Source organism: Desulfobacula phenolica (assembly GCF_900105645.1).
GTDB lineage: Bacteria > Desulfobacterota > Desulfobacteria > Desulfobacterales > Desulfobacteraceae > Desulfobacula > Desulfobacula toluolica.
Genome location: NZ_FNLL01000010.1, coordinates 163,484 through 178,725 on the forward strand (window position 1 = coordinate 163,484; position 15,242 = coordinate 178,725).

General features: G+C 49.5%; 8 protein-coding genes. 5 read left to right on the forward strand and 3 right to left on the reverse strand.

The annotated features are described in order from the left end of the window. The first annotated feature begins 349 nt into the window (after positions 1-349). The 5 genes from recC to BLT94_RS16465 all read left to right on the forward strand — a co-directional run bounded on the left by recC (position 350) and on the right by BLT94_RS16465 (position 12,021). The gene (gene recC / locus BLT94_RS16445; RefSeq protein WP_092236502.1) at positions 350-3,856 is read left to right on the forward strand and encodes an exodeoxyribonuclease V subunit gamma; all 3,507 of its coding nucleotides are present in this window, start codon (positions 350-352) and stop codon (positions 3,854-3,856) included. 2 nt (positions 3,857-3,858) lie between these two features. After that, a complete protein-coding gene (gene recB / locus BLT94_RS16450) occupies positions 3,859-7,617 on the forward strand; it encodes an exodeoxyribonuclease V subunit beta (RefSeq protein ID WP_092236505.1) in 3,759 nt (1,252 codons plus the stop codon). Next, positions 7,601-9,589: an exodeoxyribonuclease V subunit alpha gene (gene recD / locus BLT94_RS16455; protein ID WP_245743155.1), complete on the forward strand. Its 1,989-nt coding sequence runs from the start codon at positions 7,601-7,603 to the stop codon at positions 9,587-9,589. The genes recB and recD overlap by 17 nt, the downstream gene beginning before the upstream one ends. A gap of 94 nt (positions 9,590-9,683) precedes the next feature. Beyond that, positions 9,684-10,235 carry a hypothetical protein gene (locus BLT94_RS16460; RefSeq protein ID WP_092236512.1) on the forward strand — a complete coding sequence of 184 codons (552 nt, stop codon included), beginning with the start codon at positions 9,684-9,686 and terminating at the stop codon, positions 10,233-10,235. Between the two features lie 328 nt (positions 10,236-10,563). Further along, positions 10,564-12,021: a UbiD family decarboxylase gene (locus BLT94_RS16465; protein WP_092236515.1), complete on the forward strand. Its 1,458-nt coding sequence runs from the start codon at positions 10,564-10,566 to the stop codon at positions 12,019-12,021. 138 nt (positions 12,022-12,159) lie between these two features. Here the strand turns inward: BLT94_RS16465 and BLT94_RS16470 are convergent, their stop codons facing one another. The 3 genes from BLT94_RS16470 to BLT94_RS16480 all read right to left on the reverse strand — a co-directional run bounded on the left by BLT94_RS16470 (position 12,160) and on the right by BLT94_RS16480 (position 15,240). Continuing rightward, the gene (locus BLT94_RS16470; RefSeq protein WP_139169053.1) at positions 12,160-12,915 is read right to left on the reverse strand and encodes a 4Fe-4S binding protein; all 756 of its coding nucleotides are present in this window, start codon (positions 12,913-12,915) and stop codon (positions 12,160-12,162) included. A gap of 63 nt (positions 12,916-12,978) precedes the next feature. Further along, a complete protein-coding gene (locus BLT94_RS16475; RefSeq protein WP_092236521.1) occupies positions 12,979-13,203 on the reverse strand; it encodes a MoaD/ThiS family protein in 225 nt (74 codons plus the stop codon). Positions 13,204-13,269: 66 nt separating this feature from the next. Beyond that, a complete protein-coding gene (locus BLT94_RS16480) occupies positions 13,270-15,240 on the reverse strand; it encodes an aldehyde ferredoxin oxidoreductase family protein (protein WP_092236525.1) in 1,971 nt (656 codons plus the stop codon). Positions 15,241-15,242: the final 2 nt, after the last annotated feature.

The window sequence follows — 15,242 nt, forward strand, 5'->3', positions numbered from 1 at the left end:
ATCTGATTCCAACAGGTTAAAAGAGCTTTCATATAGCTGCCACGGGCAGAACTGTTCTTTCATCCTGGTTTGCCCACAACAAAACATGAAAGTCACTGTTTGGATTTTTGAAGACTTTCATATGAAAATGCAATTGCCGATAATAACCCTGTAATGAACTTGCATGAATTCAGGCAGGTTCATCTGTGCAAAGCATTGGAAAAGCAAGATGAAACCCTTCCTGATCAAAAGCACCCAGAACCTACTGCGTTCATATAAAATCTTTACAAGCATTGCGAATATTGGTAATGGCTCCTTTCAGGGAGATTCAGCATAACTTCAACCGGCATAATCCGTTCAGGAGCGAACCATGGAGAACCATAAGATCAACAGCGTACAAGAAATTGTCCCCGGCCTTTCCATTATCCATTCCAACCACCTGGAAGACTTGAGAAAAGTGGCTGCAGGCTGGATCAAGGCCCATCCCCTGAAGGTGCTGGAAACCGAGCAGTTCATCGTTCAGAGCAACGGCATGGCCCAGTGGCTCAAGCTTGCCCTGGCTGATGACGACGGGTGCGGCATCAGTGCCGGGCTTGAAGTTCATCTGCCCGGACGCTACGTCTGGACCGCCTATCGTTCCGTACTGGGAAATGACAGTATCCCCGTGGACTCTCCCTATGACAGGGATCGGCTGGTTTGGCGGTTTTTCAGGCTCTTGCCCCTGCTGTCGGAGGAGGAGGCGTTTCTACCCCTGAACCGGTTCCTTGAACACGATGAGGACCAGCGCAAGCAATACCAGCTGGCCTGTCACCTGGCAGACCTCTATGATCAGTATCAGGTCTACCGGGCCGACTGGTTAGAAGACTGGTCAAAAGGCAAAGATCGGCTCAAAACCGGCAGGGGTGAACCCGTTGAATTGCCCCTGGAACACAAATGGCAGGCCCAATTGTGGCGCAGGCTGAAAAACGATATTCCAACACAATTTCAGGAGATCGGCCGGGCAGACCTTCACCAGCGGTTTCTCAGGCAGATTGCCCAAATGGATCACCGGCCCGACACCCTGCCGCCCCGGGTAATGGTATTTGGGATCTCATCGTTGCCCCAACAGGTGCTGGAAACCCTGCATGCCGTGTCCCGCCTTTGCCAGGTGCTGCTGTTTGTACACAATCCCTGCCGCCACTTCTGGGCAGATATCATTGAAGACCGTGACCTGTTGCGCATCGAACATGCCCGTCATCGCAGCAAGGATTCCATGCCGGACCCTCTTGATCCGGAACTGCTGCACCAGCACGCCAACCCGCTGCTTGCGGCATGGGGCAAACAGGGCAGGGATTACATCGGCCTTCTTTACGGATATGACGAGCCTGATACCTATCAACAGCAGTTTGCCCAGATAGACCTGTTTGATGATTTTATTGCGCCGGGCACAAACGGCAGCCTGCTGCAACAGGTTCAGCAGGCGATCCTCGACCTTGTTCCTTTGCCCGGTGAAAAAGAAGACAAACAACAGGTGACAGAAGATGACCTGTCCATAAGTTTCCAGCTGGCCCACAGCCGCCAGCGGGAGGTGGAGATCCTTCAGGACCAGCTCCTTCATTGCTTTGAAACCATTGAAGGCTTAAATCCCAGGGATGTCATTGTGATGACTCCGGATATCGAGGCCTATGCACCCCATATCGAAGCTGTGTTCGGCAACCTTGCGTTTCATGATTCACGGTTTATTCCCTTTACCATTGCGGACAAACCCGGCAGGGAAAGCGTTCCTTTGCTCAAGGCCCTTGAAAAACTTCTGCACCTGCCCGATTCGCGCATGGCTGTCAGCGACCTCATGGACCTGCTGGAGGTTCCGGCCTTTCGAAACAGGTTCGGTGTTAAAGAAGCCGACCTGCCAAAGCTTCACCAATGGATCAAGGGCGCAGGCATAAGCTGGGGATTGAACCCGGATCAGCGCACCGGTTTTGGGCTGCCGCCCGGTCTTGAACAGAACACCTGGGAGTTTGGCCTGAAAAGAATGTTGCTGGGCTATGCCGTGGGTAAGGCCCAGGAATGGAACGGTATTGAACCCTATGATGAAGTGGGGGGGCTTGAAGCCGCCCTGATCGGCCCCCTGGCAGCCGTGATCGAGCAGATGGAAAGCCTATGGAAGATATTGAGCAGGCCGGGGTCTCCTGAACAATGGTGTTTGCGCATCCGATCTCTTGCAAAAAACTGTTTTCTGCCCGAAGAAAGCCGGGACCGACTGATTTTCAACCGCCTGGACGAGGTGCTGGACAACTGGCTCGACGCCTGTAGCCAGGCCGAACTTGACAGGGAGCTGACCCTTGCCGTTGTACGGGATTTTTTTCTTGGAATGATAATACAATCCAGTATCTCCCAGCGATTTCTTGCCGGGATGGTCAATTTCGGCACCCTCATGCCCATGCGTGCCATTCCCTTTAAGGTGGTGTGCCTTTTGGGAATGAACGACAAAGAATTTCCAAGGAGCCATCCGCCACTTGATTTCGACCTTATGGCCCAAAAAGGTCTTTATCGGCCGGGAGACAGGTCCAGGCGGGAGGATGACCGCTATCTTTTTCTGGAAGCCCTGCTCTCGGCTCGGGAAAAATTTTATATCAGTTATGTGGGAAGAGATGTCAGGGACAACAGCCCCCGCATGCCGTCGGTTATGGTGGGCCAGCTTCGGGACTATATAAGCGCAGGCTGGAGCCTTGAAAATTGTGGGGATGACGACAATGAAAAAAACACACTTATAGATCAGCTCACCTGTATTCATCCACTTCAGCCTTTTGGCAGTGCATATTTTCTCAAAACGCAACCCAGGCTTTTTACCTATGCCCATGAGTGGCGAAGTTCCCTTGAAGTTAAGGAATCCGGGATCATTGAAGATTCCCTGGAGAAGACCTTGTTTGATGAAATTCTTAACCTTGGTTCGCTGATCCGGTTTGTGAAAAATCCCGTGAAATATTTTTTCAACCAGCGCCTGTCCATATACTTTGATCAAATCCGTGTTGTAAGTCAAGACCAGGAACCTTTTGTCCTTGACGCCCTTGCACCTTTCGGGCTTGGCAACCAGCTTCTGGAAGCAGGGCTTTCTGCCGATCCTGCACAGATGCAAAACGCTGTTTTAAAAGAAGCCGAGCGTCTGACCCGCACGGGAGAACTGCCCATGGCGGGATTCGGCCTGCTGGCTGCACAACAGCTTTCAGAACCGGTTATGCTCATGCTCAAGCACCACCAGGCCCTCTTGTCCAAATGGCCGCTAAAGTGTGACCCCATGGAAATATCGATTCCCCTTGATCCTGAACGGTCTTTGGTAACTGCTCTGGACGACTGGCTGGATCGGCTTTATCAAACAGATTCCCCGGACGCTTTGCCACGTTTCGGGCGGTGGGAATTTTATCCCAAATCCATTCTGGACAAAAAGGGAAATGTTTTGCGGATTTACTGCCTGATTCCCCTCTGGATACGGCATGTTTCAGGCTGCGCCCAGGGCATAAATCTTGCCAGTTTCCTTGTTGCCCCGGACGGGATTGCAAGCCTTGATCCCCTTGAGCCTGCAAAAGCCATGGAAATTCTCATGACCCTTATTGAACAGTTTTGGACAGGGCTTACCCGCCCGCTTGCCGTGACGGCCAGGACGGGAATTGCCTATGTTGACGCTCTGATGACAAAAGATGCTCAAACAGCAAAGAGCAAAGCATTAAAAACTTATGAAGGAGACGGTTTCCAATCAAAAGGAGAGCTTGGCTATGATCCTTACCTTCAACGAGCCTTTCCTGATTTTGACGCACTCTGGCAGGCACGGGACAACAGCTTTGAACGGCTTTGTCAAACTCTTTATAAACCTTTGGTCAATGCCGTTAGAAAGGAGGCATGATTATGCCGGAAAAATTAAATCCCCTGACCTTTCCCCTTCACGGCACCCGGCTCATTGAGGCCAGTGCTGGAACGGGCAAGACTTACACCATTGCGGCTCTTTACCTGCGTCTTGTTCTGGGGCACGGCAAAGAGAACGGTTTTTTTCGCCCCTTGATTCCGCCGGAAATACTGGTGGTCACTTTTACCAATGCAGCAACTGAAGAACTCAGAGAGAGGATCAGAAATCGCCTTACCGAGGCTGCGGCTTTTTTCCGGGGGCAGGGTGATGGAGATGAATTCCTGGAAAATCTTAAAGCCGAATACGATCCCGACCACCTGCCGGGCAAGGCACGGCTGCTTGACCAGGCCGCTTTATGGATGGATGAATCAGCCATCCATACCATTCATGCCTGGTGTAGGCGCATGCTTCGCCAGCACGCTTTTGACAGTCTCTCGCTTTTTGATTTGGAGCTTGCACCCAGCGACCAGGATTTGATGGAGGAGGCAGCCTGCGATTTCTGGCGTGAAAGCTTTTATCCCCAAAGTGTGGAGACAGTGGCATTGTTAAAGGCTGTTGCTGCAATCACCACCCCCCAGGCCCTGTTGAAACAGGTTTCGCCCATTATCAATGCAGGAATACAAGTCAATGCCGATCCGTTTGAGGTGTTGGAAAACCGCAGGCAATCAATTGAAGATGCCCGCATTATATGGGCGTCAGACTTTGAAGAAGCTGTTGACCGGGTGCGCAAGGCCCAGACAGACAAAACCCTGAACAACAACAAGTACAGAAAAGCATCACTGACAGGCTGGATAACCCAGATGGATCTGTGGGTCAACAAAGGCGGCCCGTTGCCGGACGATCAGGCCCTGGAAAAATTTTCAGCGCAAGGCCTTGCCAACGGGGTGTCAAAAAAAAAGAGTCCTCCCATGCACCCTGCTTATGACGCTCTTGATCAAATGAATGAATGTATTGATTCTCTTGATGTCAAACAAGCTCTTGTGTCTCATGCCGCAGTCCGGATCAACAATCGTATCACAGCGGCAAAAACCAGGCTTTCCAGAATGGGGTTCAACGATCTTTTAAGCCGTCTGGCGCAGGCTTTGTCCAGGCCTGACAGCCATCTGGCCGAAGTAATCCGTTGCCAGTTTCCCGTGGCCATGATCGACGAGTTCCAGGACACTGATCCAGTGCAATATGACTCTTTTGGCACCATCTATCTGGAACAGGAACAGGCAGGCCTGTTTATGATCGGAGACCCCAAACAGGCGATCTATGCCTTCAGGGGAGCCGACATTCACACATATCTTGCGGCCAGAAAAGACACACGGGGGCGTCACTACACCCTGGAGAAAAATTACCGGTCCACAAAAGGCATGGTGAATGCCGTCAACCGGATGTTTGGCCAAGCTTCCGGGTTTCCCGACGGAGCGTTTTTATTTAAAGATGAAATCTTGTTTGAACCGGTACTTGCCCGCGGAAGATCCGAGCAGTTGATGGTGGATGGAAAAGAGGCCACTCCTGTGACCCTGTGGCAGATGGACCAGGAAGAACCCGTTGTCAAGACCGGCCCTGACGGCTATCTTACACGGATGGCAGATGCTGCGGCAGGCAGGATCGTCCGGCTTTTGAATCTGGGGGGACAGACTCCCTGCCGCGCAGGGTTTCAAACAGAAGATGGGCAGATCACACCTCTTTGCCCCTCGGACATGGCTGTTCTTGTAAGAGACGGCATGGAAGCCCGTGCTGTTCGCGCTGCCCTTGAAAAAAGGCGGGTCAGATCGGTCTATCTTTCGGATAGGGAATCCGTGTTTGACACTCAGGAGGCTGTTTGTCTGCTGTATCTTCTCCAGGCCTGCATGGAGCCTTCCAACGAGCGGATGTTGAGAACTGCCCTGGCAACACCTGTTCTGGATCTGCCTCTTAAACTGCTGGACAAATTAAACCGCGATGAAATTGCCTGGGAAGCCGAACTTGTACGGTTTAAGCTGTTTCAGAAAATCTGGCGCAACCAGGGAGTGCTGCCAATGGTACGCGCCCTGCTTCTTGAATTCAATGTGGGGGCCCGCCTTTTGTCAACACCCTCAGGAGAACGGCAACTGACTAATCTGCTGCATCTTGCCGAACTGCTCCAGACAGCGGCCGCAACCCTGGACGGAGAGCAGGCACTGATCCGGTGGCTGGCAGGGCAGATTGAGCAGTCTGCAGGCGGTGTTGATGACGAAATTCTGCGCCTTGAAAGCGACCGGGAACTGGTAAGGGTGGTGACCATACACAAATCAAAGGGTCTTGAGTACCCTCTGGTGTTTTTGCCTTTTATTTGCAGCTTCCGCAACCTTACAGCCCGCAACACACCCATGGTTAAGATCCATGATGACAAAGGCAATTTCCGGCTGGAGGTGAATCCGGGAGAAGAAGAACTTGAACTGGCAGATAAGGAAAGGCTGGCAGAGGATCTTCGAATGCTTTATGTTGCCCTGACCCGCTCCTGCTTTGCCTGCTGGCTGGGCATTGGGGTGATGGGAAAAACAACCAAAAAATCCGGGGAGACCACAACCCTTCACCAGTCGGGCATGGGATACCTGCTTTCCGGGGGCAGGATGATTCAGACAGCCGAACTTTCTTCAATCCTGACGGGTTTTAAGGCGGATTGTCTTGACATGACTATTGAACCGCTGCCTGTGCCTTCCCTAAATGTTTTTCAGCCCGGCCCGGAACCACCCGACCTGTCCCAGGCAGCTGTTTTTGAAGGTATCATTCCCCGTAACTGGCGAATTACAAGTTATTCTGGAATCTTGTCCGGTGCTGCCATGCCCCGACAGGAAAAACATTTTGCCGGCTATTTAAATGAGGTAAACGAGGCAAATCAGGCAAATCAGGTAAATGAAGGAATTGATTCCCCGGACAGTGCGGCCCAGGATCAGCTTCTGGAAGGAGAAACACAAATAAATCTTGCACCCCGGATCATGGCTGATGCCCGCTCCATCCATTGTTTTCCAAGAGGCCCTGAGCCGGGAACGTTTCTTCACGATATTTTGGAATGGGCTGCAACCCATGGATTTGACAGGGTCGCACAGGATCGGACAGTCATCCTCAAGCGGATTGCAATGCTTTGTGCGCGGCGGGGATGGGACGGCTGGGCAGAAGTTCTGACCGACTGGCTCATGGAATTTGTCACCGTGGTGCTGCCCCTGCCGGACAGTCCCATGCGGCTGTCAGACCTTGTCTTGAACAATTGCAGAGCCGAGATGGAGTTCATGTTTGCAGCTCATGATGTGGATGTGTGTGTGCTGGACAGCCTGGTTACAAACAATATTCTGCAGGGAAGGGTGAGGCCCCTGTTGCAGGAGAATCTTGTCAACGGCATGCTCAAGGGATTTATTGATCTTGTTTTCTGTTTTCAGGGGCGCTATTTTGTACTGGATTACAAGTCCAACCACCTGGGCGAAACCCAGGACGCTTATGGAACAGAGGCCATGGCACATGCCATGCTGGAACATCGATATGATCTTCAATATGTGCTGTATACCCTGGCCCTGCACCGCCTTCTCAAGGCAAGGCTGGATGATTATGACTATGACCGTGACGTGGGCGGGGTGGCCTATCTTTTTTTACGGGGGGTTACGACTTCCGGCCAGGGCCTGTATGCTGACAAACCCTCAAAAAAGCTGATCACCACCCTGGATACATTGTTTCAAAAAGGCGAACGGTGCCAAAAAGGCAAATTGTTACAAGAAAATAAGCAGTTTCAAGAAGGAGATCCCCATGATACTGACCGTTGACCCCCATGATCTGGTTCAAACCTGGACGGACAGAGGCTGGCTGAGGCCTTTGGATCGTGCCTTTGTTATGTTTCTGGGCCGACAGGAAAAGGACGCCTCTGCCCTGGTGCTGATCGGAGCGGCTCTTGCAAGTCATCAGCTGGGCAGGGGCCATGTTTGCCTGGATCTGCGTGCCGCCCTGGCTGATCCTGATGCCACCTTGTCCCTTCCTCCCGAGGGGGAGACAGGGGAGTTAATGCCGCCAAAACCCTCCCAGGTTCTTTGCAATATCACGCAAGCTCAATGGGAAGAGAGCCTTGGTGCTTCATCCCTTGTGGGAACGGACACCGCTGCCACCCCTTTGGTACTGAATTCGGGCCGTCTTTATCTTCGCAGGTACTGGCATTATACCCGGAGGGTGGCCGAAGAAATTTTGTTTCGTGTCGGTCAAACATTTCCAGTGCCGGACAATCTTGAAAATCGCCTTGATAAACTTTTTGCTCCGTTGAGAACACCCATGGAAACACAAAAAAAACAAGTACACTGGCAGAGCATTGCAGCAGCCGTAGCCGCAACCAGTGCATTCAGCGTGATTTCCGGGGGGCCGGGCACGGGCAAGACAACCACTGTGGTTCAATTGCTGGGGCTTTTGCAGGGCCTGGCCATGGAAAAAAACAAAGTCTTGAGAATTCGTCTTGCCGCGCCCACGGGCAAGGCTGCAGCACGCTTGACCGAGTCCATCAGCAAGGCCATGGACCGTCTGCCAAAAGAGATCGGGGCAAAGATGCCCACCAAGGTATCAACTCTTCACCGGCTGCTGGGTTCACGTCCCGATTCCCGCAATTTTATTCACAACCGGCACAATCCACTCCATGTGGATCTTTTGGTGGTGGACGAGGCCTCCATGATCGACCTTGAGATGATGGACGCCCTGCTTGGGGCGCTGCCGTCAACGGCAAGGCTGATTCTTCTTGGCGACAAAGATCAGCTGGCATCGGTGGAGGCAGGATCTGTGCTGGGGGATCTGTGCGCAAATGCTGCCAACCCCTGTTACAGGGCTGAAACCGTAAATTGGATACAGCAGTCAACCGGCTTTGATGTGTCGGCATTTTCCGGTCCTGGCAGCGATCTTGACCAGCAGATCGTGGTATTGAGAAAAAGCCATAGGTTTGGTGAACAAAGCGGAATCGGCGCACTTGCCCGATCCGTTAATCAAGGCGATAAAAAGCGGGTGGTTGATGTCTGGAACCAGAGCTTTCCCGATATTGTTCATCTTATGATCAACACTTGTGATGATAAAGGGTTCCGGCATCTTGTACTTGATGGTAATCCCAATGCATTTGCCCCAAAAAAGGATCAGGACAGGCCAACCGGTTACCGCGCCTTTCTTGAGATCATGGCCCAAGGTCCGGGAAAATGGGAATCCGAGACTGCCTGGCTTTGGGCAGTACTGGACAATTTCAATCGATTTCAGGTGTTGACTCCACTTCGAAAAGGCAGCCGGGGCGTTGAAGGTCTGAATACAATGATCGCCAATATTCTTTACCAATCAGGACTGATCCGTTCAACCCGGGGGTGGTATCCGGGCCGTCCTGTCCTGGTGACCCGTAACGACTATAGCCTCGGGCTGATGAACGGGGATATAGGCATTGTGCTTCTTGTGATGGACGAACACAATCCAGCAATCCGGGGATTAAGGGTTGTTTTTCCCATGGCTGACGGTTCTCTTAAGCGGGTTCTGCCATCCCGTCTCGGAGAGGTGGAAACGGTCTATGCCATGACCGTTCATAAATCCCAGGGGTCTGAGTTTGACCACACGGCATTGGTACTGCCTGACACCATGAGTCCGGTGCTGACCAGGGAGCTTGTCTATACGGGCATCACCCGGGCCCGTTCCTGGTTTACCATGGTAGGTTCCCATGACAATATCCTGTCATCTGCTGTTGGGCAGCGCACCCACAGGGCCTCTGGCCTTGGTGATCTGATCCGTTAAATAGAATCTATTGCCCACATGCAGTTTCGTGCTTAATTTATTGAAATGAATGATGAATGATCTCAAACATCAACCCATCATTGAGGAGGATAACATGCATGCAAAAACAACAAATTTGATTTTACTTCAATTATTTTGGGTGTGTCTTTTGACAATTCTCCTGGCCGGCTGTTCTGCCAAGTTTTTTACTTACAATGGATCATGGGTTGCAGAAGACGACCGCATAATTGTACAGGATGGCAAACCCCATAACGGAGCCTGGCAGACCCGCGACGTGACCATCGACTATACATATCAAAAAAAGATGCAAAACTTACAGATTTCCGGCGATGTAACACTGAGGAGTTACATCACCATGGGCTTTGGCACTCTGGACAACTTAACGCTCAATCTTCACATGCTGGACCCTGATGGTATTGTCCTGGATTCAAAATTGATACGGATTTTTGCCTATCGTCTTGATTTTCATACCCTTGGAAAGATGACCTTTAACAAGCAATTGGAATTGCCTGCCAATACCGCTGCAATTGCTTTCGGCTACAGTGGCAGGGTTTCCGAGGGAGGCGGCGGGATTCACGGGGACAAAAGAGGGGGGCAAACTGACTGGAGCTTTTGGAAAATACCCGGTCGCAAGCCCTCAGAGTAAAACAAAATGGTTTTTGCAGCCTTCCTGAAATTATGTGCTATTCCAACCCTCTGGTATAAGCTGAAAAACTAACCGCACAGATTGAAAATTTTCATAATCCGCCTTCATTAAAACACAGATTCGCACAACAGGTTATATATTTAAATTATAAAGCAAAAGAAATTATTATACTTATATAATAAGTCAAATATTATTATTAGCCTAATAATGACTGTATATTTATCGTATTTATCCTTATAAAATAAATTTTGCCTTGACAGTGAGGCTTGAATCTGATTAGCCTGTACAAAAAGAAGATAAATTAATTTGCTTTTATAAGGAGACTGGTATGCCGTACCATAACTTTAGAGAATATGTGGAGAGATTAAAGGAAACAGGGGATCTGGTGGTTGTTGACAGGCAGGTGAGTACTGATATGGAAATGTCTGTGATTACCCGGCGAAATTGTCAGCGCCAGGGCCCGGCCCAGCTGTTTACCGATATTAAAGGATATCCCGGATGGGATGTAGTGATGACCCCCATCGGCACATGGCGAAGGTATGCCATATCCCTTGAGATGGACCCGGACAGTCATTTTAATGATATAATGGCCGAATACAACAAAAGAAAGGAAAATCCGATCAAGCCGGTGCTGGTGAAGAACGCACCCTGCCAGGAAAACGTGATAACCGGTGACAATATAGATCTTTTTTCCTTTCCCGTACCGTCCGAAGGCCATGCCGGGCTGGATTCACGTCAGGCCCGCAATATCGGGACCTGGAACAGCGCAATATGCAAAGATCCTGACAGCGGCTGGGTGAATTACGGCAATTACCGTTCCATGATTCTGGATAAAACATCCACCACGGTTTTCACTTCACCGGCTCAGCATATCGGCATGATGTATTATGAAAAGTATAAACCTGCGGGAAAGCCCATGCCCTTTGCCATTGCCATTGGCGGTTCTCCCTTGACAGGTTTGATTGCAAGCACGAGCCTGCCGGCCGGTGTCAGTGAACCCGACATCATAGGTGCCCTGCAAAAAGAACCACTTGAGCTGGTAAAATGCACCAGTATAGACCTGGAAGTTCCGGCAAATTCTGAGATTGTCCTGGAGGGAGAGTTGTCGGTGGATGAACCCCTGGCAGACGAAGGCCCCTCCACCAATTATGCAGGATACCGGTCCAAGCTGTTCTTTAAGCACCCGATTTTTAAAGTCAAAACGATTACACACCGAAACAATCCCCTGTTTATCAGCTCAATTTTAGGGCTGCCCGTATGTGAAAGCACCATTGTCGCCGGCATGGGCATGTCATCTGAGTATTTGCGGATATTAAAAGAAAACGGGTTGCCGGTAACCTCGGTTTATGTGCCTCCGGAAGGCGGGCTTCACATTGTTGTGGTGGCCACGAAAACCCCGTATCCCAACATTGCCTCCAGAATAGGCGCAACGATTCTGGGACATAAAATGGGGGCCTTGTCCACCAAGGTTGTTGTTGTGAATGATGATATTGATATCACCAATCTAAATGAGTGGTTTCATGCCTTCTGCACACGCCTGGACCCTGCCGAAGACATAGCCGTGAACAAACATGCGTTTAATTACCCTTACGGCACCTCCTACCTGGGGCCGGAACAAAGGGTTTCCGGAGACGGCAGCAATGTTGTTTTTGACGCAACCATTCCCCATTCCTGGAAACCGGAAGAGACACCGTATCGCCATTCATGGGACAATCCCAATATTTATACGCCTGAAGTGATTGAAAAAGTAAGAAACAACTGGGATAAATACGGATTTGAAAAATAGCGGATAGCTTACCCCATTGTGTTGTGTGTTTTTATTTGACGAATCATCGCTGGCTTGGGTCATCCTATACGGATTCCAAGTCAGCGGTATTCAAGTCAATCCAAAACTGAAACGGTTAACAAGAGTCCAAACTTTTTTTTATCCATCCCTCACGGATTTTTTCAAATTTAATCCGATTGTTGCAGGTTTAATTTTCTTTTTGCGATACATCGAAATCAACTCATGCAAATCACCAAAGGTTTGCGCCGGAAGACCCTGCGTTTTATCTTTCCTGTATACCATGGCAATTGCGTCCGTATGGCAGGCCGTGACACAGACACCACAACCGATACACCAGTCGGTATCAGTTTCCGACACATCATCGGCCGACATATTCACGGCATCCACCGGGCAGATATCTGCACACGCCCCACACCCGATGCATTTATCAATGTCTGTTTCCCGGATGAAATAGGTCGCCATAATTGCATTCCTGGGGGTTGATCTTCGTCGAATGGCTCCCACATTCCAGCAGGCGCACCCGCAGCAGTTGCAGTTATGCTGAATCTCTCCCTCGGTATTATCCACAAAATGGACCAACCCATGTTCCTCGGCCAGTTTTATCACTTCAAGGGCTTCGGTTTTGGTAATTTCTCTTGCAAAGCCCTTGTCGATGAAAAAACTGGCCATATCATTAAATTTCATGCAGACCTCAGTGGGGTGATCACATCCGCCGCCGACAAGGGCAAAGCCCACTCGGCAGGGGCAATGCCCCAATGCAATGCCACGGGCATCTTCAATGACCTTTTCCATCAGATTAAAGGGCAACACGCTCTGAGGGGCAGACTGGATGGTTTTTCCTGCGGGTATATAGCGATAGGCCTTAGGGTCTGTGTCGTGTATCTCCCGGCTCATTTCGGAGTTGTTATTATGAAAAAACCGTTTAAGATAAATGGGAACCAAAGGGCAGATGAGTCATCAACCACCAGCCATCATTGGGATAAAAAAAAGATCGTCCCCGGATTTTAGCTGCTGAGTCATCTCTGCTTTCTTTTTGTTTATCAGGACATACTCGATAGAATAATCCGATAAGCTTACGTCTTTCATGAATTCCCGAAGTGTCTTTCCTTCAGCCACTTCAACCGTTGCATTTCGCAAATCAGGTCTTAAATGGGTGATAGGAGTATTAACAGTAATTTCCATAAAACCTCCTTTAAATTAATTAATGTTTAGGGATTTTCATACCCTGCTAATTATAGATTGCCTGGTTCAGGCGATTGCTTTTTTTAATTTTCTTGCAACATCCACAAGCCCGAGTTCTTTTAGATGGTCTTGCTTTGGAATACCTGTCTTTTTATCCCAGCCTCTGACTTTATAGTAAGCATCAAGGATTTTATTGTATTTTTTACTATCAATTGGTGGTAAAGGAACAGGTCCCGCAGGGTGATCACCGGGACAACTTTGTGTCAGGCATTTATGGTTTGGCTGATCATCCTTTCTTCTGATCCCGCGCATTGTAATGGTAGCTCTTTCAATCTGGTTGGATTTTTCAAAGATGGCAAACAACTCCTCTTTGCTATACTTGATGCCGGAAGCATAATAAATCCCCTTAAGAACCATATCATACATGTATTCCAGATGTTCCGGCTTGTCATGGAAATAGCCCAGATGTCCAAAATTAAACTTGCAGACTCCTAAAGAATCGCTCATAAAGAAAAGATTTTCATAATACTGTACCAGTTTTGCTTTTCCCTCGGGATGGTATGACCTGATATCCCCTGCTTCTTTATGGCCTGTAACATGCAAACCGAGTGCAGGCACATTGACCCATTCTGCAGTGGGCAGACCGCTCAGGTGATGCGAGCCTCTCGGAGAAACAGCAAATTGAAGCATGGAGCCGATGGTTGAACGTGTTTCAACCCCGGTGGCACACATTCCTTTCTGGTGGTAGACTGATTCCATTGCTTTTTCACCAAGTGTCCGGGCAAGCCGGTAGGGTCCTAAAACCAGTTTTTTCCCGCATCCTTTCTTAAACACTATTTTCGGCATGAGTTCCACCATGGCATCGCCGTTTCCAAAAACCAGGTCAACATCATCAGTGAATTTTTTATCAATGATATTTTTTTCTCTCAGTTCCATCAATGTTGAGAAAAGGGCACCTGTTTCTACGGTATCAAGGCCGTAGTCATTACACATGGTATTGAGCTTGAGAACAACTTTTTCATCTGTCACATCACATTTATGTCCAAATGCGGTGGTGGTTTCATATTCAGGACCGCCGCCCCGGGTGGGATATTTGCCCTGAGTTACTGCGTAGGAAGCATGGCAGTGGACAGGACAGCTAAAACAGGACTCCCTGCGGGTGCCCCATTTTTCAAACCAATAGGTCACAAGTTTGTCAAATTTAGGATCAATACCGCATCTTTGCCAGTTTCTGATAGGAGTCATACCTGTCTGGGCAATGAGATTGGTAACGGCTGGAACTCCCCCGGTGGACATCAATTTATAGGTCAGGCTGTGAACCATGCCATAATCAGGATCCATGAACGTGTTGCGAAGTTCAAGGCTAAGTTTATAAAACTCTTTTGGCTTAAAGAGTTTCACAGGTTTGGTTCCCTTGGCAACAATGGCTTTAAGGTTTTTGGAACCAAATACAGCACCCAGACCGCAACGCCCCATGGAGTTTGTCTGCTCGGTACGCACATTGGCAAACGTAATCAAATTTTCACCGGCCGGACCGATACAAAGGATTTTTGCCTCTTCTCCATTCTTGTTTAACAGTTCTGCCTGGGTATCATTACACCCTTTTCCCCAAAGGTCTTGTGCGGGAGAGAGTTTGACCGAGTCGTTTTCCATTTGGATTACAACAGGCTTGGGGGATTTACCCGTAATAATAAGCATGTCATAGCCACAGCGCTTCATAGAAGGTCCAAAATGACCTCCGCAGTTACTGTCCCCCCAACCGCTGGTATTATGGGGAGACAGAAAAGTTGCGTGGGTTCTGCCGGAACTTGGAAATGTGGTTCCGCCCAAAACCCCTGTGCTGATCAATATCATGTTCTGGGGGGAGAGGGGGTCTGTTTTTGCCACGTCCACTTCCTTGAAAAGAAGGTGATGGCTTAAGCATCTTCCCCCTAACCACTCTTTATAGTATGGATTGGCATCTTCTGTTTTTGTGCTTCCTGTTGTAAGATCTATCCTGAGGATTTTTCCCATGTTACCATATGTTTGATTTGTCATTT